Origin of the sequence: Paenibacillus sp. 2TAB26 (assembly GCF_052115145.1) — a bacterium.
Taxonomy (GTDB): Bacteria; Bacillota; Bacilli; order Paenibacillales; family Paenibacillaceae; genus Pristimantibacillus.
Window position 1 is genome coordinate 198,007 of sequence record NZ_JBFRGC010000022.1, and the last position, 20,933, is coordinate 218,939.

The 20,933-nt window shown below is 44.8% G+C and carries 22 protein-coding genes and 1 other annotated feature; of the genes, 18 read left to right on the forward strand and 4 right to left on the reverse strand.

Annotated elements, in window-relative coordinates; translation table 11 throughout:
* Positions 1 to 747 precede the first annotated feature (747 nt).
* Complete coding sequence (locus tag AB4Z50_RS24300; protein ID WP_441882998.1) at positions 748 to 1,431, reverse strand: DNA-binding response regulator; 684 nt, start codon at positions 1,429 to 1,431, stop codon at positions 748 to 750.
* 440 nt (positions 1,432 to 1,871) lie between these two features.
* On the opposite strand from AB4Z50_RS24300, the gene spoIIGA reads away from it, so the two are divergent.
* The 3 genes from spoIIGA (at position 1,872) to sigG (ending at position 4,503) form a co-directional block, all read left to right on the forward strand.
* Positions 1,872 to 2,855, forward strand: a complete 984-nt coding sequence (spoIIGA, locus tag AB4Z50_RS24305; protein WP_339208726.1) for a sigma-E processing peptidase SpoIIGA — start codon at positions 1,872 to 1,874, stop codon at positions 2,853 to 2,855.
* Between the two features lie 38 nt (positions 2,856 to 2,893).
* Positions 2,894 to 3,616 (forward strand): RNA polymerase sporulation sigma factor SigE, encoded by a 723-nt coding sequence (sigE, locus tag AB4Z50_RS24310; protein WP_054027973.1) that lies wholly within the window; start codon positions 2,894 to 2,896, stop codon positions 3,614 to 3,616.
* 104 nt (positions 3,617 to 3,720) lie between these two features.
* Positions 3,721 to 4,503: an RNA polymerase sporulation sigma factor SigG gene (gene sigG, locus AB4Z50_RS24315; protein ID WP_054027974.1), complete on the forward strand. Its 783-nt coding sequence runs from the start codon at positions 3,721 to 3,723 to the stop codon at positions 4,501 to 4,503.
* A 54-nt stretch (positions 4,504 to 4,557) separates the two neighbouring features.
* Here the strand turns inward: sigG and AB4Z50_RS24320 are convergent, their stop codons facing one another.
* Positions 4,558 to 4,986, reverse strand: a complete 429-nt coding sequence (locus tag AB4Z50_RS24320; RefSeq protein ID WP_441883001.1) for a DUF3995 domain-containing protein — start codon at positions 4,984 to 4,986, stop codon at positions 4,558 to 4,560.
* Positions 4,987 to 5,001: 15 nt separating this feature from the next.
* Entirely contained in the window at positions 5,002 to 5,568 is a 567-nt protein-coding gene (locus AB4Z50_RS24325) for a TetR/AcrR family transcriptional regulator (RefSeq protein ID WP_441883003.1), read from the reverse strand.
* 178 nt (positions 5,569 to 5,746) lie between these two features.
* On the opposite strand from AB4Z50_RS24325, the gene AB4Z50_RS24330 reads away from it, so the two are divergent.
* The 9 genes from AB4Z50_RS24330 to AB4Z50_RS24370 all read left to right on the forward strand — a co-directional run bounded on the left by AB4Z50_RS24330 (position 5,747) and on the right by AB4Z50_RS24370 (position 13,993).
* Entirely contained in the window at positions 5,747 to 6,028 is a 282-nt protein-coding gene (locus AB4Z50_RS24330) for a YlmC/YmxH family sporulation protein (protein WP_076268170.1), read from the forward strand.
* 256 nt (positions 6,029 to 6,284) lie between these two features.
* Positions 6,285 to 7,136, forward strand: a complete 852-nt coding sequence (pgeF, locus tag AB4Z50_RS24335; RefSeq protein WP_441883006.1) for a peptidoglycan editing factor PgeF — start codon at positions 6,285 to 6,287, stop codon at positions 7,134 to 7,136.
* A 3-nt stretch (positions 7,137 to 7,139) separates the two neighbouring features.
* Positions 7,140 to 7,859, forward strand: a complete 720-nt coding sequence (locus AB4Z50_RS24340; protein ID WP_441883008.1) for a YggS family pyridoxal phosphate-dependent enzyme — start codon at positions 7,140 to 7,142, stop codon at positions 7,857 to 7,859.
* Positions 7,860 to 7,861: 2 nt separating this feature from the next.
* Entirely contained in the window at positions 7,862 to 8,311 is a 450-nt protein-coding gene (locus AB4Z50_RS24345; RefSeq protein ID WP_053375511.1) for a cell division protein SepF, read from the forward strand.
* A gap of 10 nt (positions 8,312 to 8,321) precedes the next feature.
* Positions 8,322 to 8,588, forward strand: coding sequence for a YggT family protein (locus AB4Z50_RS24350; RefSeq protein WP_054027981.1), 267 nt, complete (start codon positions 8,322 to 8,324; stop codon positions 8,586 to 8,588).
* A gap of 18 nt (positions 8,589 to 8,606) precedes the next feature.
* A complete protein-coding gene (locus AB4Z50_RS24355; RefSeq protein WP_441883010.1) occupies positions 8,607 to 9,389 on the forward strand; it encodes an RNA-binding protein in 783 nt (260 codons plus the stop codon).
* Between the two features lie 96 nt (positions 9,390 to 9,485).
* Positions 9,486 to 9,983, forward strand: a complete 498-nt coding sequence (locus AB4Z50_RS24360; protein WP_076268175.1) for a DivIVA domain-containing protein — start codon at positions 9,486 to 9,488, stop codon at positions 9,981 to 9,983.
* Positions 9,984 to 10,062: 79 nt separating this feature from the next.
* Positions 10,063 to 10,364, forward strand: a binding site (T-box leader).
* Positions 10,365 to 10,410: 46 nt separating this feature from the next.
* A complete protein-coding gene (ileS, locus tag AB4Z50_RS24365; RefSeq protein WP_441883013.1) occupies positions 10,411 to 13,509 on the forward strand; it encodes an isoleucine--tRNA ligase in 3,099 nt (1,032 codons plus the stop codon).
* Between the two features lie 145 nt (positions 13,510 to 13,654).
* The gene (locus AB4Z50_RS24370; RefSeq protein WP_256710892.1) at positions 13,655 to 13,993 is read left to right on the forward strand and encodes a DUF5665 domain-containing protein; all 339 of its coding nucleotides are present in this window, start codon (positions 13,655 to 13,657) and stop codon (positions 13,991 to 13,993) included.
* On the opposite strand, the gene AB4Z50_RS24375 is transcribed toward AB4Z50_RS24370, so the two are convergent.
* Positions 13,994 to 14,725, reverse strand: a complete 732-nt coding sequence (locus AB4Z50_RS24375; protein WP_441883015.1) for a TraR/DksA C4-type zinc finger protein — start codon at positions 14,723 to 14,725, stop codon at positions 13,994 to 13,996. It abuts the gene before it with no gap.
* 228 nt (positions 14,726 to 14,953) lie between these two features.
* Here AB4Z50_RS24375 and lspA point away from each other — a divergent pair, with 228 nt between their 5' ends.
* From lspA to AB4Z50_RS24405, 6 genes are all read left to right on the forward strand, one after another.
* Positions 14,954 to 15,475, forward strand: a complete 522-nt coding sequence (lspA, locus tag AB4Z50_RS24380) for a signal peptidase II (RefSeq protein WP_441883017.1) — start codon at positions 14,954 to 14,956, stop codon at positions 15,473 to 15,475.
* The gene (locus AB4Z50_RS24385; protein ID WP_441883019.1) at positions 15,456 to 16,394 is read left to right on the forward strand and encodes an RluA family pseudouridine synthase; all 939 of its coding nucleotides are present in this window, start codon (positions 15,456 to 15,458) and stop codon (positions 16,392 to 16,394) included. Before lspA ends, AB4Z50_RS24385 begins: the two co-directional genes overlap by 20 nt.
* A 112-nt stretch (positions 16,395 to 16,506) precedes the next feature.
* Complete coding sequence (locus AB4Z50_RS24390) at positions 16,507 to 17,742, forward strand: LL-diaminopimelate aminotransferase (protein WP_441883021.1); 1,236 nt, start codon at positions 16,507 to 16,509, stop codon at positions 17,740 to 17,742.
* Between the two features lie 339 nt (positions 17,743 to 18,081).
* The gene (gene pyrR, locus AB4Z50_RS24395) at positions 18,082 to 18,657 is read left to right on the forward strand and encodes a bifunctional pyr operon transcriptional regulator/uracil phosphoribosyltransferase PyrR (RefSeq protein ID WP_076268182.1); all 576 of its coding nucleotides are present in this window, start codon (positions 18,082 to 18,084) and stop codon (positions 18,655 to 18,657) included.
* Positions 18,654 to 19,553, forward strand: a complete 900-nt coding sequence (locus AB4Z50_RS24400; RefSeq protein ID WP_441883023.1) for an aspartate carbamoyltransferase catalytic subunit — start codon at positions 18,654 to 18,656, stop codon at positions 19,551 to 19,553. Before pyrR ends, AB4Z50_RS24400 begins: the two co-directional genes overlap by 4 nt.
* Positions 19,554 to 19,593: 40 nt before the next feature.
* Complete coding sequence (locus AB4Z50_RS24405; RefSeq protein WP_076268184.1) at positions 19,594 to 20,880, forward strand: dihydroorotase; 1,287 nt, start codon at positions 19,594 to 19,596, stop codon at positions 20,878 to 20,880.
* Positions 20,881 to 20,933 lie beyond the last annotated feature (53 nt).

The following is a 20,933-nucleotide window of genomic DNA, read 5'->3' on the forward strand; positions in this document are numbered from 1 at the left end:
CAGCCTACTGTTTGCGAATGATCAAGGTAGGTAAGCCTCTGTAAACACGTATAGGTTCTTACAGCATGAAAGAAACCATGGTTAGCTAGCCAATAAGCACCTATATGTTCTTACAACTGATGCTTGGTGAATGAGCAAGGTAGAGAAGCCTCTGTAAGCACGTATAGGTTCTTACAGCAAGAAAGAAACCATAGTTAGCTGCCAATAAGCACCTATACGTTCTTACAGCCTACTATTTGCGAATGAGCAAGGTAGAGAAGCCTCTGTAAGCACGTATAGGTTCTTACAGCATGAAAGAAACCATGGTTAGCTGCCAATAAGCGCCTATACGTTCTTACAGCCTACTATTTGCGAATGAGCAAGGTAGACAAGCCTCTGTAAGCACGTATAGGTTCTTACAGCATGAAAGAAACCATGGTTAGCTGCCAATAAGCACCTATACGTTCTTACAGCCTACTATTTGCGAATGAGCAAGGTAGATAAGCCTCTGTAAGCACGTATAGGTTCTTACAGCATGAAAGAAACCATGGTTAGCTGCCAATAAGCACATAAATGTTCTTACAAACAATGCTTGGTGAATGAGCAAGGTAGATAAGCCGCTGTAAGAACACATAGGTTCTTACAGCATGAAAGAAGCCTTAGTTTGCTGCCAATAAGCGCCTATACGTTCTTACAGCCTACTATTTGCGAATGAGCAAGGGTGAGAAGCTGCATATCGTAAATGCAAACAACCCTCTAATGTACCAGTTAAAGTGAGGTGAATAAAAGAGTATGCAGCTGCTCTTGGTTTACTTTGTAGCATCGAATTCTCTGGGTGCCATTTCCTGCGGGCAACAAGGCTTGATTGAGAACCATACGGTGAAGCAGTTTTTGAGCTTCGCGTTTTTTGATTTTTAGAAGATCGATTACATCAGTGGGCCGGATAGGATGCTGTAGTTGAGAAGCATAACGTAATACTTCCAACTCCAAGAATGCATCAGCGCTTGTATCTTTTTTATTGCCAATTAAGCTCCTACCCATAAATTGTTGGAGAAGTTGTTGGCACATTCGCGGTTTTTCTTTTAGGTCATCATAGGAGAAACGCAATATTTTCCAACCGTCGAGCACAAGGTGGTTTTGACGCATTAATGAATCTGAAAACTGCCAGCGAGTGATTTCTGAGGAATGAGTGCGAAATCCATCAATTTCGATCGCTAGCCGCAAGCCTGATTTTAAATAAGCAAAGTCTAAAAAACGAGTGCCGTCTCGAAAATCAGCAATCTCAAACTCTGGAATAAGTCCCTCAAGTTGATGGAAGGCAGGATACCATACCTTTTCTAAAAAAAATTTTTCAGCATGTCCATGTCCTTGCTCCAGCCTCCGTCTATTTTCTCCACTACTCTTTTTTAGATGAAGTTCCAGCCAACATTCATATACCGATTGAAACGACAAATTTATCATCCTCCTCCGGAAAATAAAAAAAACCGCATACTGCGGGAGAGATCTCCCGAGTAAGCGGTGTGCTTCACTGCTTCTATCTATTTAGAATGATAATCTAATTGTCAATGTGGAACAAGTATCCATTCCAAATTTTTTGTGTTTTTAAAAAAAACGGCCAGATTAATTAGTCGAAAATTATTTTAGCAATGACAAGTGATGGCGGGAACCTCAAAAAGAAACAAAAAGGTAGATTCAGCCTGACATAGGAGTGATCCCTCACAGGAGCAGCCCTAGGTTAATGAACGGTTAGCAAAATAGGACGAGCTAAAGATATAAGCCTCTGCAAAATTAAACGTAAAAGACTTGCCGTTTTTTATACTCCTACTCGACAAAAAAAGATACGTCATGCCGTCATGAATAGACAGACTTTGAAATAGGATTTTAATATACTAGTGTCAATCGTTCTCCCGGGTGCCGGCTGCAGGCCGTTTACCGCCAGTTGCAGGAAGGTGACCGAAGTGGCTGTTTATGTTGATGTTATGTTTTTGCGAGAGCTGCTCGTTGACGGTGCTATTCTATTAACTACTGCTTGGGCACGTCATCTTAAACCGAAGCCTTGGCGAGTATTATTGGCTTCTGCTGTCGGAGCTTGTTATGTCGTTTTAATGCTTTTTCCACAATTATCTTTTTTATTCACATTTGCAGTTAAGGTTGCTACGTCGTTATTGATTTTATGGATTGCTTTTGGCTTTGCCTCGATTCAGCACTATATGAGGAATGTTGCAGCGTTTTATGCGGTTAACTTTGTGGCTGCTGGAGCTGTGCTTGGACTTTATTATTTGTTCATGCAAGGGTCCCGTGAGGTTTGGAAAACGATGATGTTCGTAAACGGAAACATGCGTGTGGAGCTTAAGATGGGATTGTTTTATTTGATTGCTGCGTTATGTATCGGATTGTATATATACCGTGCCGTATTGACGCAAAAAAGAGAAAGGGAGCTGGTGCAAACTCATTTGGCAGAAGTGAAAATTATGATTGGAGAACGTATACAAACCTGCATAGGCCTGATCGACACCGGCAATCAGCTTTATGATCCACTTACACGGACACCGGTCATGGTAATGGAGGCATCCTTGTGGCAAGATGATTTACCTGAATCGTGGTTGAATAGCATACGAGATGCACAAGTGGATCGTCTTGTAGCGGGAATGGATGAGCACACCTTTGTTTGGCAAGATCGACTTCGTCTAGTACCATTCAGAGGTGTCAATCGAGGGTCACAGTTCATGCTAGCGATAAAGCCGGATGCGGTTGAAATTACTAGGGAAGGACAAGTTTTTGAAACGCGGAAGGTGCTTATCGGGCTTGACGGCGGTAAGTTAACGTCTGATGGAGCATATCGAGCCATTATCCATCCGTCTATGGTACAACAGTAACGAACGTATGCTCATACAAACGAGGAGGGATGGGCCAGATGCTCGTCAAGTACAAACTGATCCTTCAGTTATATTATTATCGTGTCATGTTTTTATTCGGATTAAAAAGTGAAGAAATTTATTACATTGGTGGCAGTGAGGCATTACCGCCTCCCCTAACACGTGAAGAGGAAGAATATTTGCTGGAAAAACTGCCTACCGGCGATACGGCTATTCGCGCAATGCTAATTGAACGTAATTTAAGGCTAGTCGTATACATCGCTCGTAAGTTTGAGAATACCGGCATTCATATTGAAGATCTCGTATCAATCGGCGCGATCGGTCTAATTAAGGCGGTTAACACGTTTGATCCTGAGAAAAAGATTAAGCTGGCCACCTACGCCTCGCGTTGTATTGAAAATGAAATATTGATGTACCTGCGCCGCAATAGTAAGACGCGCACCGAAGTGTCCTTTGATGAACCGCTTAACATCGACTGGGATGGAAATGAACTGCTTCTATCGGATGTTCTCGGAACGGAGAATGATACGATTTACCGTAACATTGAAGAGCAGGTAGATCGCAAGCTGCTTCACAAAGCGCTTGATAAATTGTCAGAGCGTGAACGGATTATTATGGAGCTTCGCTTCGGTCTTGCCGACGGCGAGGAAAAAACACAAAAGGATGTTGCTGATCTTCTTGGCATTTCACAGTCCTATATTTCACGCCTTGAGAAGCGAATTATTAAAAGGCTTCGTAAAGAATTTAACAAAATGGTTTAGATCCCGCATCCTGCTTGCAGTTGTCGAACGATGTCGCAATAGGAATAAAAAGGACTCCTGAGGAGATAATGTACATTAATGTTTCTCCTTGGGAGGTAATCACGTTGACCCGAAATAAAGTCGAGATCTGTGGAGTGGATACCGCGAAACTGCCTGTCCTTAATAATGTCGAAATGAGAGAATTGTTTACGGCATTACAAACCCGTAATGAGTGGGCAGCAAGAGAGAAATTAGTTAACGGTAATCTGCGGCTAGTGCTTAGCGTTATACAACGGTTTAACAATAGGGGAGAGTTTGTAGACGACTTATTCCAGGTCGGATGCATTGGACTTATGAAGGCGATAGATAATTTCGACCTTAGCCAAAATGTCAAATTTTCCACCTATGCCGTACCGATGATTATCGGGGAAATACGCCGTTACTTGCGTGACAACAACCCTATACGCGTATCACGCAGCTTGAGAGACATTGCCTACAAGGCGCTTCAAGTTAGGGATAGCTTGACGAACAAAAATTCACGCGAACCGACGATTTTTGAAATATCGGAAGCTTTAAACGTTCCGAAGGAAGATGTCGTATTCGCACTGGACGCCATTCAAGATCCAGTTTCATTGTTTGAACCGATCTACCATGACGGCGGCGATCCTATTTATGTTATGGACCAAATTAGTGACGAACGAAACAAAGACGTATCGTGGATCGAGGAAATCGCGCTTCGGGAAGCTATGCATAAGCTGAACGACCGTGAAAAAATGATTTTGTCGATGCGCTTTTTCGAAGGCAAGACGCAAATGGAGGTAGCCGATGAAATCGGCATCTCACAGGCACAGGTATCTCGTTTGGAAAAGTCGGCTATTCAGCAAATGCAAAAGCATGTAAAAACATAAAAAAACGGTGCCGAGAGGCACCGTTTTTTTGTTTATGTGATTTATTGAAGGGGACTAACCAATGATCATCAACCAAAAAGATAAGAAACTGATGATCAGACAAAGCGGAGAGTAAACATACGTATCCATTCGTGCAAAATGCGTGTTTCGAATCGTTTTGAATAACCCGACTGCACGAAACTCACCAACTGCTCTAGCCAAAAAAACAATAGCAAGTGCCCAGGCTGCAATGGAGGGCAGCGATGCTGGTCCGATGACAGGGATAATATCAACAAACATCAGAATGAATGCGGCGCCCGCAAAGAAAAGTACTGCAACAGCTGCAGTTCCAATCGGACGAGGTTTAAAAAGAGGCTGAGATGTGTAATTTTTTGTCGGGACAGCAATGGAGATTCCATGCCGACCGCCAAACACCCAATATATATGTATTACGCCGATGACGAACAACACCGCACTAATGAGCGCTGCTAATAACGATTGCATCACATATCCTCCGTGTCATGTATGGTTTTTTTCAATAAACAGCATGAGCAGGTCAATCTGCTTCTGGGTTTCTTCCGGATTGAGAGTACGATGTTTATTTCGTTCGTACCATCCCAAGTAATAACTGTATAAGAGTTCAGATGTATTCTTTGCCTCATCTTCTAATAATTCGCACGCTATGAGCAAGTCGCTCATATAATCCAAGCGCTGCTGCTCAATTTGCTGAAGCAGCTCGGCATACACAGGCGATGTCGTTCCTAATTTTCGGAAGTGATAAATAAAATCTTTTCCTTCTATCGTGCTGAACATGACGCTGAGCAGCTGGTGTGCCTTTTGCTTCGGTTCTAATGAATCATGCTGCTGAATATGAGCGATGATTGATGTGGTTGTTTGTTCATGCCAGTAATGAATAATACGATCCACATACAAAATACGATTTTTAAAATACCAATAAAAGCTGGTTTTACTGCTGTTTAACTGCTTAGCGAGCTGTTCGATAACGAGAGCTTCGACACCCCCTTCAGCAAATTTTTGCAGTCCAAGCTTGATCCAATCGAGTTCCGTTGCGACGATTTTTGGCATGATATGCTCCTTATTCGATCCTTTGATATTCTTTTATTGTACGCTATCGTACATAAAAATCAAATTTTGAAATAAGAGGCTCCTTTTCTTGATAAGAAGGACATTTTGGGCGATTTCCACATATAGTTATAGGAGAGACAAACGGGTGATCACTCTACTTGAAAAGTGGTGAGCGGAAATGAAAATATCTGATTTTCAAACAAAGGACGTTATTAATATTGTGGACGGAAAAAAGCTAGGTCAAATAACGGATTTGGAGCTTGATCTACGGCAAGGTCGGATCGATTCTATTGTGGTGCCGCAGTATACTAAGTTTTTGGGGATGTTTGGCGGTGGCGGCACGGAAGTCGTTATTCCGTGGCGCAATATTGTGAAAATTGGGGCAGATGTTGTGCTCGTTCGAATGGATGACACGAAACAGCTTCGTTCCGAGGAAGAAGATTTGCACGCTCGCTCATAAAACGCTAAACTGTGACTATACCAGCAAAGCAGATTTGTTTTGCAAACCTTAGCAAATGCTTACGAAGTAGGTTTGCTTCGCAAACCTAAGCTTATGCTTACGAAGTAGGTTTGCTCTGCAAACCTAAGCTTATGCTTACGAAGTAGGTTTGCTCTGCAAACCTAAGCTTATGCTTACGAAGTAGGTTTGCTCTGCAAACCTAAGCTTATGCTTACGAAGTAGGTTTACTCTGTAAACCTTTAATAGAGGTGAACAAATGGAAGCTTTTAAACATAATCAATCAGCGAAGGGACCTTCGCTTTTTTTATTGTCTGAATGGGAATCACATTATGATCGTTTGAACGCGGGGTTTACAGGACGTCAAGGCGGGGCTAGCGAAGGCCACTTTTCATCATTAAACATGGGCTTGCACGTCAAGGATCAAGATGCCGCAGTTATATCGAACAGGCGATTGCTGACCGATGCTATCGGCTGGCCTTTTGAAGCGTGGACATGTGCTGAACAGGTGCATGGGAACCAGGTATGGCAAGTGACTGAAGCAGATAAAGGCAAGGGTAGAAATAGTCTGGACGATGTGCTCAAGGATTGTGATGCTATCATGACTAACGTCCCTGGGGTGCTGCTGACTTCTTTTTACGCAGATTGTGTCCCATTGTATTTCTATGATCCAGAGCATGATGCGGTGGCGCTTGCCCATGCCGGTTGGAAGGGAACTGTCCAGCAGATCGCTATTGAAACGGTAAGAGCAATGGAGCAAGCATATGGAACCGACCCTAAAGCGCTTGTGGCAGCGATAGGGCCTTCTATAGGAGGCTGCTGCTATGAGGTGGATGGTCCAGTCATAGAGCAAGTACAGGCGCTTTTGACTGATCTGAGCTTGACGCCAGAAGAAGCGGAATCAATGCTTAAGCAAAGCGAGGATGGCAAAGCGAACTTAGACTTGAAAGAAATAAACCGACAGATTATGATAAAAGCAGGAATTTTGCCGATACGTATCGAATTAACAGAGTGGTGCACTGGATGCAGACGGGATTTATTTTTTTCTCATCGCAAAGAAGGTGGCTTAACCGGCCGAATGGCCAGTTGGATCGGCATTCGGGAGAGGTGAAACATGTCATTCACATTAGAAAATAGAATTGAGCTTGTGGAAGAGCGAATTAAGAAAGCTTGCGAGCGTGCCGGGCGCAGCAGAGATGAAGTTCAAATTATTGCTGTTACGAAATATGTTTCTTTAGATACTACGGAGGCTGCCCTAGGGCAAGGCTTGCTTCATTTGGGTGAAAATCGTTGGCAGGACGCGCAGGCGAAGTGGGAAGCGATAAGCGGCAGTGACGATCTAGCAGCAGAGGATCAGCCTATCTGGCATTTTATCGGTTCATTGCAAACGAATAAGGTGAAGGACGTCATTGGGAAGTTTACATACATGCATTCGTTGGACAGGCTATCGCTTGCTGAAGCCATAAATAAGCGTGCTTCCCAGCTAGGGATTATCGTTCCTTGCTTTATTCAAGTAAATGTATCTGGGGAAGATTCCAAGCAAGGCATTAATCCAGACGAGCTCTTTCCCTTTGTGGAGCAGCTTGCTAAGTTTAATTCGATCAAGCCAATTGGTTTGATGACAATGGCTCCTTATGAAGCCGAACCAGAGCAAACGAGACCTGTCTTTAGAGCATTGCGAGAGCTGAGGGATGAATTAGAGCGGCGCTCGGAACATCCAAACACCATCACCCAGTTATCAATGGGCATGTCGAATGATTTTGAGGTTGCCATCGAAGAAGGAGCGACATGGATTCGCCTTGGTACGATATTAGTAGGGAAAGAGGAGGAATAGGGATGAGCGTCATGAACCGCTTTATGAGTTTTCTTGGCTTGCAAGATGAAGAAGAAGTTGTAGAGAGAGAACGTGTTGTACAGCAGGAAGAACAAGAAGCTGAAACTTCTCCCTTCGAGGCACGTAAAAACACGAAGAGCAATAATGTCGTCAGCATTCATTCACAGAAGAATGTCCGGGTAGTGCTTAGCGAGCCAAGGTCTTATGATGAAGCACAAGAAATTGCTGATCATCTACGTTCACGCCGTGCAGTAATCGTGAATCTTCAACGTGTTCGCAACGATCTTGCTGTTCGAATTGTTGATTTTCTAAGCGGTACCGTGTACGCTTTAGGCGGAAGCATCTCTAAGCTAGGACCCAATATTTTTCTTTGTACGCCGGATTCAGTCGAAATTCAAGGTGCTATAACGGAAATGCTGGCGGAGGAGAACGACTACAACAAAATGAGGTGACCTTGAGTTAATGGATGAAGTTTATAGTATTGTGATGCTGGTACAAAAAATTTACACGTTTATGATCATTGGTTATGTGCTGCTATCTTGGTTGCCTAACGCTCGTGAAAGCTTTATCGGCGTATTTCTAGGTAAGCTGGTTGAGCCATACTTAGGTATTTTCAGAAAGTTTATTCCGCCAATCGGAGGCATGCTGGATCTTTCGCCAATCCTTGCCGTGTTCGCTTTGCAATTTGTAGCGTATGGCCTGATTGCAGTAATCGGATTTTTTATTTGATTAAAGGAATGAGTTTATATGAAACAAGGAATATACGATCATTTCCATCCCGATGAGAAACCTTTCGTAGATCGGGCGGAGGAATGGATAGAGCGGTCCGCACAGCAGCATGAGCTGAAGCGGACCGATTTTTTAGACCCAAGACAAGCACAAATATTGACTATTTTGGCAAATCGCAACCCTGATGTTAATGTCCGGTTTGACGGCGGTTATGATCAAGCTGAGCGTAGACGAGCCATTATAGGTCCAGATTATCGAAATTTGGATGACGAAAATGCTGGCATATCTGTTCTGGTAGTTAATGGACCGGGACAAGCCCAGATGGAATTAGATCATGGTGATTTTTTAGGAGCACTGCTTGGACTTGGTATAAAACGTGACCGAATTGGTGACATACATGTGCATGAGCATTTTTGTCATATCATTGTTATGGATGAAATTGCGGATTACTTGAATATCCATCTGAGACAGGTTCATCGGATTAATGTGCTGACAGACGTAATTCCACTATCTGAGCTTCAGACGGCTTTGGTTAAGCTGGAGGAAATGAGTTTGTCAGTTGCTTCTATGCGATTGGATGGGATTGCGAGCGATGTTTATCGCATAAGCAGATCCAAAATCGTTGATCCGATTCGGGCAGGAAGATGCAGGGTGAATTGGAAATCGGAAGAAGACCCATCCGAGCAGCTTCGAGCGGGTGACGTTGTGTCATTCAAAGGACTTGGCCGATTTAAAGTACTAGAGGTGGATGGCGTGACAAAAAAAGGCAGAATTCGAGTAAAGATCGGCAAATTTATTTGAATGATTGCAGGAATTTTCCTGTAGTTGTCGAATTATTCTCATCAAATAGTGTATTTTCGGTTACGAATGTTCCAAATACCATAAGGAGGTGCCCCAATGCCGTTATCGCCATTGGACATACATAACAAAGAGTTTGGTCGGAGATTACGTGGCTATGATGAGGATGAAGTTAATGAATTTCTAGATCAGGTCATCAAAGACTATGAATCGCTCATTCGTGAAAATAAAGAAATGCAAAACCAAGTATTAGGCTTGCAGGAAAGATTGAATCATTTTACGAATATCGAAGAAACGCTTAGCAAAACGATTATAGTTGCACAAGAAGCAGCCGACGAAGTAAGAAACAACGCGAAGAAAGAAGCACAGTTGATCATTAAGGAATCAGAGAAAAATGCTGATCGAATTATCAATGATTCACTTGCCAAGTCTCGCAAGGTTTCTCTTGAGGTGGAAGAGCTTAAAAAACAAGCTTCCGTATACCGTGCTCGTTTCCGTACACTTGTAGAAGCACAGCTTGAACTGCTTTCCGTTGATGGTTGGGATACGCTGGAGCCGCATGTAAGACAAACCGAGCATGAATTGACTCGCGGCTAGTTTTTTTATAAACAGGCGAAATGCCATTTGACATTTGGCCTGTTGTTACGCTATAACTAATAGTAATTAATTCATGATCTAAACTTCGTTGATGAGAACAAGTACGTTTTGAGTTCACTCCTCAGAGAGCCGGCGGCAGCTGAAAGCCCGGTGTGTGAGCTATTGCGGAATATCCTCTCTGAGAAGCGGTGCTGAACCTGCGTAAGCAGCAGTAAGTGCTGACGGCTGTCCCCCGTTACAGGGAACGCGAATAATATGTTCGCGACTAAGGTGCCGCATGAAGCACAGCTGAACGTAGCTGTCTGCTCTCATTAACTTGTTGCTGGTTTTCAGCAGCAGTGCGGAACAAGGGTGGTAACGCGACTAAGCCTCGTCCCTTCTCATAGGGATGAGGCTTTATTTTTGTTTAAATTAGGAGGCTGAAGCGATGCAACGCGTAGATGTTAAGGAACGTGCCCGCACCCGTGAGCTGCGAGTGCTGGAGCAATGGAAAACAGATGAAACGTTTAAAAAATCAATAGCAAACCGGGAAGGCAAGCCGAATTTTGTATTTTATGAAGGGCCACCTACCGCTAATGGAGCACCACATATCGGTCATGTACTTGGCCGCGTAATTAAAGATTTTATTTGCCGCTACAAGACGATGGCAGGATACCGTGTTATCCGTAAAGCAGGATGGGATACGCATGGTCTACCGGTTGAGCTTGGAGTTGAGAAGCAGCTGGGCATCTCCGGCAAGCAGGAAATCGAAGAATACGGCGTAGAGAAATTTGTGAAAAAATGCAAAGACAGCGTATTTGAATATGAGAAGCAATGGCGTGAGCTGACAGAAGGCATCGCGTATTGGACGGATTTAGACAATCCATATATCACGCTTAAAAACGAGTACATCGAGAGCGTATGGCATATTTTATCGTCAATCCACGGAAAAGGACTGCTGTACCGCGGTCATCGTGTAAGTCCTTATTGCCCGGATTGTCAAACGACGCTTAGCTCACACGAGGTTGCTCAAGGTTATGAGGATGTTAAGGATCTAAGCGCAACAGCGAAGTTTAAGCTAGTGGAGTCGGGAGAATTTGTTCTTGCTTGGACAACTACGCCATGGACGCTTCCTGCAAATGTGGCGTTAGCCGTAAATCCTGAGCTTGATTATATCCGTGCTTCCAAAAACGGTGAAGTGTATATCGTTGCTCAAAATCTAGCGGAGAGCGTTCTTAAAGAAGATTATGAAGTTCTATCTGTATTGAAAGGCGCTGAGCTTGTTGGTCTTAGCTACGAGCCGCCATTCCAATACGTTGCTCTAGAAAAAGGCCACATCGTTATTGCAGGCGATTTCGTTAGCGACACTAGCGGTACGGGTATCGTGCATATCGCACCAGCACATGGTGAGGATGACTACCGAGTTTCACGCGACAACGGAATCAGCATGCTGAGTGTTGTTGATTTGGCTGGTCGCTATACGTCAGAGGTTACTGACTTTGCAGGACGTTTCGTGAAAGACGCTGAGCTTGATATTGACATCGTCAAGAACCTTAGTGAACGCGGTCTTCTTTACTCGAAGGAGCGCTACGAGCATAGCTATCCATTCTGCTGGCGCTGCAAAACGCCGCTCATCTACTATGCGATGGAAAGCTGGTTTATTAAAACAACAGCGGTTAAGGATCAGTTGATCGCCAACAACAACAGCGTTGATTGGTATCCTGGCCACATCCGTGAAGGACGCTTTGGTAAGTTTTTGGAGGATTTGGTGGATTGGAACATCAGCCGCAACCGTTACTGGGGTACGCCGCTTAACGTTTGGGTCTGCGATGTAACAGGCAAGGAGTATTCACCAAGCAGTATTGCTGATCTGCGTGCGATGGCGATTGGCGATGTGCCAGAAGACATTGAGCTTCATAAACCGTATGTGGATGATATTAAGCTGAAATCACCTTTCGCTGAGGGTGCTGAAATGACGCGTACACCTGAAGTTATCGATGTATGGTTCGACAGCGGTTCGATGCCGTTCGCTCAGCATCATCATCCGTTTGAGAACGAGCAGCAATTCGCAGAGCAATATCCAGCAGACATTATCTGTGAGGGTATTGACCAAACGCGCGGCTGGTTCTACAGCTTGCTTGCAGTTTCTACGCTGTATAATGGCAAAGCGCCATATAAAGCGGTTATCTCGACTGGCCATATTTTGGATGAGAACGGGCAAAAGATGTCCAAATCGAAGGGCAATGTAATCGACCCTTGGGAAATCATCAACGAATATGGAACGGACGCGTTCCGCTGGGCATTGCTTGCAGACAGCGCGCCATGGAACAGCAAACGCTTCTCACGCGGCATTGTTGGCGAAGCGAAATCGAAAGTCATTGATACCATCGTAAATACACATGCGTTTTTCGCGTTATATGCTTCAATCGATGGCTTTGACTACACAGCGCATGAAGAGATCAAATCAGACAACAAGCTGGATCGCTGGATCATCTCACGTCTGAACAGCTTGATTAATACAGTGAACAAGGGTCTTGAAGTAAATGATTTCCTAAACCCAGCTAAATCGATTGAGGTTTTCGTTGACGAGCTGAGCAACTGGTATATCCGCCGTTCACGTGATCGTTTCTGGGGAAGCGGGCTTACAGCTGATAAATTAGCTGCTTATCAAACCTTGCGCAGCGTACTGCTTACCCTCTCGCGTCTGATCGCTCCTTATGCACCTTTGCTTGCAGAGGATGTATTCGGAAACCTTGGCGGAGCAGGCAGCGTTCATTTGGCTGATTATCCGAAAGCGGATGAAACGCTTATTGATGAGACGTTGGAGCGCGATATGGAAAGTGCAAAACAAATCGTTGAGCTTGCTCGCAACGTTCGGAACGAAACGGGAATCAAAACGCGCCAACCTTTGTCGGAGCTAATCGTATCGCTTGATCGTGATTTCAACGTAGCAGATTACGAGGATATCGTGAAGGATGAAATAAATGTAAAAGCTATTACCGTACAAAATTCAGACAGTGGTTTTGTTGATTTCACCCTTAAGCTGAATCTTAAAGTTGCCGGTAAAAAATACGGTAAAAACGTTGGACCTATCCAAGGTCAGCTGAAAGGACTATCTGCAGAACAGACTCGAAGCATCGTAAATGGCGGAAGCTTCGACTTCACAAGTGGAGAAGGCGAGCAGCTGTCGATCACTGTTGATGAGCTGTTGGTTGAGAAGCAAGCGAAGTCAGGTTTCGCATCTGCATCTGGCAACGGTGTTACTGTAGCGCTGAATACGGATATTACAGCTGAGCTTGAGCAAGAGGGCTGGGTTCGTGAAGTGATTCGCGCCGTTCAGGATACACGCAAAAAGCTCGATCTGCCAATTGAGAAGCGCATCGATCTTGTACTTGATGTTGACGCAGAGCTCAAAGCGGCGCTGGATGCGTTCGCACAAGTGCTTCAAGACAACGTGCTTGTTCAAACCGTCACTTATGGTGATGAGCCGGGGATGGAGAAAGTTGTGCTTGGCGAAAAAGAAATAGGGATTTTCATCCGCGGATAAGGTTATAGTATAAAGGAAATTAACAAGCGAAAAAAACGAGGCCGTCGCCTTCCGACAGCTGCAGCAAACGACTGAATGGTCGCGATGCTTGCAATGTCCGGCAGGTCAGGCCTCGTTTTATTGTTTGACAAAGGGGATGCCTCGTATGAATACAAATAACCCGGAACAGCCGAAAAATTTGAACGAGTTACAAACTTCGTTAAGCAAGCTTGATAAACGACTGCAAACTATTGCTACCGAAATGGAACATACCCAAATCGCGGACTACATTGATCTGTTAAACAGACCATGGACAATGATTTGGAAAAACCTGCTGGCTGGTACAGCCAGAGGTGTAGGAATCGCGATTGGCTTTACCTTTTTTGCTGCGACCATTCTTTATGTTCTGCGTATATTAGGAGCGTTAAACTTACCGATAATCGGCGACTATATTGCAGACATTGTCCGAATTGTCCAAATCCAGCTCGAAGGAAAAGTTTATTGATTATAAGTGTTGATCCTCAAGATCAGCTTCTAATCCATGATCGCCTTCATCCGACTCCAAGTAGTTTTTATACTCTCGGTTGCGGATGACGGACACATGACGCCCTGTAATGTCGGTCGCAAGAAAGCTTTCAATGGATTCAACGAAGCCGTCATTCTCGAAAGCTTCAATGCCTACATGCTCATAATCGGCAACATCTCGATTCTCGGATGTGGCAGGTGAATCCGCATTGCCCCATTGCTCAACAATTTGCCAAGCATCCTCGCCATCAAAACCGTTGTAGGAATCATGCTCATCCATGCTGGTTCGACCAAATGGAGGTTCGAGAAATAATTCTTCAACCGGCCTGCGCAGGGATAAATGCTGTCTTGGCGCATGTTCAATGCAGTAAAGCGTATCGGGCACGGCATCCAAACGCTCAAGCGGGATAGGTTCATTGCATGTTTTACAAATGCCGTATGTTCCATCAGCAATCGCGGTTAGCGCTGCCTCAATGCGATTCAGATGCAATTCCTCTTGTTCATGAAGGGCTACATCTTTCTCGCGTTCATAAAGCTCAGTAGCGACATCACCTGGATGATTATCGATTGTGGATAGTTCTCCGGTAGTGTCACGCAACGAATTCGCTAAGCCATAATGATCGTTTTCTGAGAAACGTTTTTCAATTTCGCGCTGCTCGTCCAATAATCTGGCTTGCAGCAGCTGAATATGAGCAGTGTTTGGCTTTGTCATTTTGAGCACCCTCCTTAGCAGGGAACATAATTGCAGTATTAGCTTTTGCTGAAATACGGTTTTTCAGTATGGTCTTCAATGGAAGAACAGCAGGCGGGTGCTGGCTCTTATTTAGCTCCGTATGCTACAATTGATTAGCAAACTTTCAGAAATGCGCTGGCTATTCACATTTGGCCTGAAGTGCTTTTGAATGGAAACGCTGCTTTACAAAAAATTAGGAGTGATTCGATGCGTTTTTATTATTACTGGGTAGCGGTATTAGTGTTAGTCCTTGATTTTGTAACAAAAAAATTAATTGAAACAAAATTGGAGATCGGGGATCAAATTAGCGTTATCGGTAATTTTTTTCTCATCACTTCGCATCGAAATCGCGGTGCTGCATTTGGCATCTTGCAAGAGCAAAGACTATTTTTCATCATTATTACCGTTATCATTGTTTTGGGTATCATTTGGTACATACAGGCATCGAGAAAATCAGCTAAGCCTTGGCTGCTAGTAGGACTCGGACTAGTTCTTGGCGGCGCAATTGGCAACTTTCTCGATCGCGCGCGTTATGGTGAGGTTGTCGACTTTCTGCAGTTTAACTTCGGCAGCTATGGCTTCCCGATATTCAACGTAGCGGATTCAGCGATTGTCTGTGGTGTAGCATTAATTCTTATTGACACCTTGTTATCGGCTAAAGATGACAAGAAACGTTTGCAAAATGGAGAGGACAAGGATCAAAACAATCATGAGCAGCAGCCTGTATAATGAAGAACCGTTGGAATGGATCGTAGAGGCGGAGCAATCCGGCGAACGAGTAGATAAGTTTGTAACAGACAGTATTGATGATCAAGGCGTATCCCGAACGCAGGTTCAGGAATGGATCAAATCAGGGGCCGTACAGGTCGAAGACAAAGTGGCAAAAGCGAATCTGAAGGTAGCAGAGGGCAATCGTGTCGTTCTGATTATCCCAGAGCCTGAAGAGGCGGCCATTGTCCCTGAGAACATCCCGCTTGAAGTTATCTATGAGGATTCAGATTTGATTGTTATTAATAAAAAGCGTGGAATGGTCGTTCATCCTGCACCTGGTCATTCTTCAGGCACGCTTGTTAATGCGCTGATGTATCACTGCAAGGACTTGTCCGGTATTAACGGCATGATCCGTCCAGGCATTGTTCACCGCATAGATAAGGACACAACAGGTTTGTTGATGGCTGCGAAAAACGATCTGGCGCATATCTCGCTTGCTGAGCAGCTTAAGGAGCATACGGTAACGCGAAAATATATCGCACTTGTGCACGGCAATTTGCCGCATGACCAAGGTACAATAGATGCGCCTATCGGACGTGACCTGAATGACAGGAAGCTGTTTACGGTAACCGAGCACAATAGCAGACATGCAGTAACCCATTTTCACGTATTGGAGCGCTTAGGCGATTACACGATTGTAGAGCTTCAGCTAGAGACGGGACGTACCCATCAAATTCGTGTGCATATGAAATATATCGGTCACCCGCTTGCGGGAGATCCGGTTTACGGCCGCAACAAGACTGTAGCCTTAAAAGGACAAGCTTTGCATGCTACGCTGCTTGGCTTTACACATCCGCGCAGCGGCGAGCGGCTGGAGTTCGAAATGCCTTTGCCGGCAGACTTCGAATATGTATTAAGCAGCTTGCGTTCAAGGTAATAGTGCAATAGTGCAAACTTTTCACCACATTATTCATTATTTCAAGCACATAAGTACGTTATTCTAATCAATAACAACTGAAGTAAATGAATATAAGGATAGGTGACGTGAAATGACTTCCATTAACCAAAATTACTTGGAGCTGCAAGGCAGCTACTTGTTTTCTGAAATTGCAAAACGCCGTACTAAATTCATTCAAGAAAATCCAAATGCTGAAATTATCAGCTTAGGGATTGGTGATGTTACGCGCGGTTTGCCGGATTCGGTTCTGAATGCTATGCACAGTGCAGTGGACGAGCTTGCAGCTCCAGGTTCATTCCGTGGATACGGACCTGAGCAAGGCTACGATTTTCTAATAAATGCAATTATCGAAAATGACTATAAAGCACGCGGCATTGACATTGCAACAAATGAAGTGTTTGTAAGTGATGGTTCCAAATGCGATGTCGGCAATATTCAAGAAATTTTCAGTGAGAACAGTATCGTTGCGGTACAAGATCCGGTTTATCCAGTCTATGTCGATACGAACGTTATGGCTGGCCGCTCAGGCAAATACAATCAAGATACAAAGCGTTATGAGAACATTGCGTATTTGGAGTGTACAGCTGAAAATGATTTCAAGCCTAGCCTTCCTGATCGTAAAGTAGACATTATTTACTTGTGCTATCCGAACAATCCAACTGGCATGACGCTTACGAAAGAAGAGCTTAAAGTATGGGTTGACTATGCGAAAGCAAACAACTGCATCATTCTTTATGACTCCGCATACGAAGCATTTATTCAGGAAGAAGATGTTCCGCATAGCATTTACGAAATCGAAGGCGCGCGTGAAGTAGCCATCGAATTCCGCAGCTTCTCCAAAACAGCAGGTTTTACTGGTGTTCGCTGTGCCTACACAGTTGTGCCGCGTGATCTGAAAGGTCTTGACGCTTCAGGCAATGAAGTGTTGATCAATGATTTGTGGAATCGCCGCCATACGACGAAGTTTAACGGCGTATCATACGTTACACAACGTGGAGCAGCAGCTATCTATTCTGAAGAGGGCAAAGCGCAAATCAAATCTTTGGTTGACTACTATATGAAAAATGCAGCAATTATCCGTGACGGCCTTGCGTCCATCGGACTTGAGGTATTTGGCGGAGTAAACGCACCTTATATTTGGCTGAAAACACCGAACGGCATGGATTCATGGTCATTCTTCGATAAGCTTCTTACAGAAGCAAACATCGTTGGAACGCCAGGTGTAGGCTTCGGTCAAAGCGGTCAAGGCTATTTCCGCCTTACAGCATTCGGAAGCCTTGAGAATACTCAAAAAGCAGTTGAAAGAATACGCAAATTAAGCCTGTAACAAATACTCGCTATCCTTGCATAGTTTATCAGGATTGGTCCACACTAAGTTGAAGCGGAAATAATCGTTTTTACTTGACATCTTTTGTCGAACGTGGGATAATTCCTATGATATACATCAGTACCTTTAACTCAGTCCAGAGAGGCTGGCAAGGTAGCGTGAATAACAGGTCTATAGAAGAGAGGAATAGGACAGCTTTATGCACTGCTTTCTGTGACGAGAGCTCTGCTTGCTTGCACCTATCTCTTTAAGCCTTATCACAAGCTCCTTGCGAAATTTGCAAGGAGCTTTTTGTCGCAACCTGGCAGTTTTGGACGGTTATGGAAGGAGTCAGCGGAAATGACGGAAGAAGAGCATTTAGTCATCATGGATGAAACGGCGATTCGCCGCGCATTAACGCGAATTGCTCATGAAATTGTGGAGAAGAACAAGGGAATCGACAACTGTGTGATTGTAGGCATTCGCACAAGAGGGATCTACCTTGCTCGGCGTATTGCAGAGCGTATCGGTGAAATTGAAGGAAAGCCTGTTCCAGTGAGCGAGCTTGATATTACTCAATACCGTGATGATCGCAAAGCAATCATATCTGCAGACATGGAAATAGCAGCAGCAATTGGCGATACCGATGGCGTACCCTTTACGGTTCAAGACAAACGTATTATTTTGTTCGATGACGTATTGTACACGGGCCGCACGATTCGCGCTGCAATGGACGCGCTTATGGATTGCGGACGGCCGCAAAGCATTCAGCTCGCCGTCCTAGTAGACAGAGGACATCGCGAACTGCCGATTCGACCAGATTTTGTAGGCAAGAACGTCCCAAGCTCTAAGCAAGAGCAAATCGATGTGGCTCTTACCGAAATCGATCAAATCGACCAAGTGACCATTATTAATCAGAGGGGGCAAGCCGGATGACCATCACACAGCTTAAACAACGGAGTTTGCTCGGATTAAAAGATTTAAGCCAAGAAGAGATTGAATCGATACTAGATCGTGCTGCTTATTGGGAGAATCATTCAAACAAAGTGCACACGACGATGCAAGGCAGATTTGCAGCCAATATGTTTTTCGAGAACAGCACGCGTACTCGCTTTTCATTCGAAGTAGCAGAGAAACGACTAGGTACAGAAGTGCTGAATTTCTCCGCTGCGGTTTCAAGTGTACAAAAGGGCGAGTCAATCTACGATACTGTACGCACACTTGAATCAATGGGAATTGACGTTGGCATCATTCGCTTAAAGCCGATCGGCGTTCTTGCAGAACTAGCAACGAAGATCAAGGTACCACTCATTAATGCCGGCGATGGCAATAACGAGCACCCGACACAAGCGCTGCTGGATATGTACACGATGCGCAAGCATTTTGGACAACTCAAAGGCTTAACGGTCTCGATCGTTGGAGATGTGCTGCATAGCCGCGTTGCAAGATCGAATCTATGGGCTTTGCAAAAATTCGGAGTTAATGTGAACTTTTGCTCACCGCCAAATATGCAAGCCTCTGAACTTGACGTCTCTTATGTCTCTATAGATGAAGCATTAAAATCAGATGTTGTTATGATGCTGCGCGTCCAGCTGGAACGCCATGAAAGCGGAATGTTGAACTCTGCTGAAAGTTACCGCGAGCATTACGGCTTGACGGTAGATAGAGCCAGCAAGCTGGCTAATCACGCGATCATTATGCATCCTGCTCCAATCAACCGCAACGTAGAAATAGACGATGAACTGGTTGAGCATCCACAATCTCGCATTTTCCCGCAAATGGAAAACGGGGTTCCTATCCGCATGGCGGTAGTAGAGCGTGCGCTCAGCTAACTTTAGCAACATAGATCTAAATCCGGAGGGTGAAACGACAATGTCATTATGGATTATAAACGGTAACGTATGGAATGAAACTTCGGGCAGCTTAGAAAGTAAGCATATTCGGATCGAAAATAACAAGATCGAAGCTATTATAGACGGTTCCGAGTCAGTAGATACAGGAAGCGCAGAAGTCATTGATGCAAAGGGCAAGCTGGTATCGCCAGGCTTTATCGATATGCACGTTCATTTGCGCGATCCGGGCTTTGAATATAAAGAAGATATCGCAACAGGCACACGCTCTGCTGCAAAAGGCGGATTCACAACGATTGCATGTATGCCCAACACTCGTCCTGTAACGGATACTGCTGAAACGGTACGCTACATTACGAACAAGGCGGCTCAAGTCGGCGTAGTCAAAGTATTGCCATACGCATCCATCACTAAAAACGAGCTTGGCCGCGAGTTGACAGATTTTGCTTCATTAAAAGAAGCGGGTGCAATTGGCTTTACGGATGACGGTGTAGGTGTCCAGAACGCGCAAATGATGAAAAACGCGATGGCGCTTGCTCATTCCATGGATATGCCGATCATCGCTCACTGCGAAGATGATTCATTGGTAGAAGGCGCTTGGGCATCGGAAGGTGAGTTTTCCCGAAAGCACGGCTTGAAAGCTATCCCAAATGAATCCGAAGCGATTCATGTAGGCAGAGACGTTCTATTGGCGGAAGCGACGGGCGTTCATTATCATGTATGCCACGTTAGCACTGAACAATCGGTACGGTTAATTCGCCTAGCTAAGCAAATCGGAGTTCGCGTTACTGCTGAGGTTTGCCCGCATCACTTGCTGCTGTCTGATGAGGATATTCCGGGCCTTGATGATGCGAATTGGAAAATGAATCCTCCACTTCGTACGCCGCGTGACGTTCAAGCGGTTATCGAAGCGATTGAAGACGGAACGATCGATATGGTCGTTACGGATCATGCACCGCATAGCGCGGAAGAGAAAGCTCGCGGCGTTCAACTTGCACCTTTTGGCATCGTTGGCTTCGAGACAGCTTTCCCGCTCTTGTACACAAAATTTGTTCAAACCGGCAAGTGGACGCTTGGCTTCCTACTTCAGCGCATGACTGCGGATCCGGCACGTGTTTTCCGGCTTCCAACGGGGCGTTTAGAGCAAGGCGCTCCTGCTGATATTACAATCGTTGATTTGGATAACGAGCGTTCGGTTGATCCGAGCACATTCGCATCCAAAAGCAACAACACGCCATTCGGCGGCTGGAAGCTTAGCGGCTGGCCTGTGACAACGATCGTTGACGGCGCAGTTGTTTGGTCAGAATAAATAACTTTTACTAACTAAAGCCAATATATGGGGACAATCAACACCTGAGGAGT

Excerpts from the sequence above, each read along its gene's own strand:
- AB4Z50_RS24390 (WP_441883021.1), top strand. The coding sequence starts at position 16,507 with ATGACTTCCATTAACCAAAATTACTTGGAGCTGCAAGGCAGCTACTTG.
- pgeF (WP_441883006.1), top strand. The coding sequence starts at position 6,285 with ATGGAAGCTTTTAAACATAATCAATCAGCGAAGGGACCTTCGCTTTTT.
- AB4Z50_RS24320 (WP_441883001.1), bottom strand. The coding sequence starts at position 4,986 with ATGCAATCGTTATTAGCAGCGCTCATTAGTGCGGTGTTGTTCGTCATC.
- pyrR (WP_076268182.1), top strand. The coding sequence starts at position 18,082 with ATGACGGAAGAAGAGCATTTAGTCATCATGGATGAAACGGCGATTCGC.
- AB4Z50_RS24385 (WP_441883019.1), top strand. The coding sequence starts at position 15,456 with ATGAGCAGCAGCCTGTATAATGAAGAACCGTTGGAATGGATCGTAGAG.
- AB4Z50_RS24350 (WP_054027981.1), top strand. The coding sequence starts at position 8,322 with ATGGATGAAGTTTATAGTATTGTGATGCTGGTACAAAAAATTTACACG.
- AB4Z50_RS24340 (WP_441883008.1), top strand. The coding sequence starts at position 7,140 with ATGTCATTCACATTAGAAAATAGAATTGAGCTTGTGGAAGAGCGAATT.
- AB4Z50_RS24345 (WP_053375511.1), top strand. The coding sequence starts at position 7,862 with ATGAGCGTCATGAACCGCTTTATGAGTTTTCTTGGCTTGCAAGATGAA.
- AB4Z50_RS24325 (WP_441883003.1), bottom strand. The coding sequence starts at position 5,568 with ATGCCAAAAATCGTCGCAACGGAACTCGATTGGATCAAGCTTGGACTG.
- AB4Z50_RS24360 (WP_076268175.1), top strand. The coding sequence starts at position 9,486 with ATGCCGTTATCGCCATTGGACATACATAACAAAGAGTTTGGTCGGAGA.
- AB4Z50_RS24330 (WP_076268170.1), top strand. The coding sequence starts at position 5,747 with ATGAAAATATCTGATTTTCAAACAAAGGACGTTATTAATATTGTGGAC.
- AB4Z50_RS24405 (WP_076268184.1), top strand. The coding sequence starts at position 19,594 with ATGTCATTATGGATTATAAACGGTAACGTATGGAATGAAACTTCGGGC.
- lspA (WP_441883017.1), top strand. The coding sequence starts at position 14,954 with ATGCGTTTTTATTATTACTGGGTAGCGGTATTAGTGTTAGTCCTTGAT.
- AB4Z50_RS24400 (WP_441883023.1), top strand. The coding sequence starts at position 18,654 with ATGACCATCACACAGCTTAAACAACGGAGTTTGCTCGGATTAAAAGAT.
- sigE (WP_054027973.1), top strand. The coding sequence starts at position 2,894 with ATGCTCGTCAAGTACAAACTGATCCTTCAGTTATATTATTATCGTGTC.
- AB4Z50_RS24355 (WP_441883010.1), top strand. The coding sequence starts at position 8,607 with ATGAAACAAGGAATATACGATCATTTCCATCCCGATGAGAAACCTTTC.
- AB4Z50_RS24375 (WP_441883015.1), bottom strand. The coding sequence starts at position 14,725 with ATGACAAAGCCAAACACTGCTCATATTCAGCTGCTGCAAGCCAGATTA.
- ileS (WP_441883013.1), top strand. The coding sequence starts at position 10,411 with ATGCAACGCGTAGATGTTAAGGAACGTGCCCGCACCCGTGAGCTGCGA.
- AB4Z50_RS24370 (WP_256710892.1), top strand. The coding sequence starts at position 13,655 with ATGAATACAAATAACCCGGAACAGCCGAAAAATTTGAACGAGTTACAA.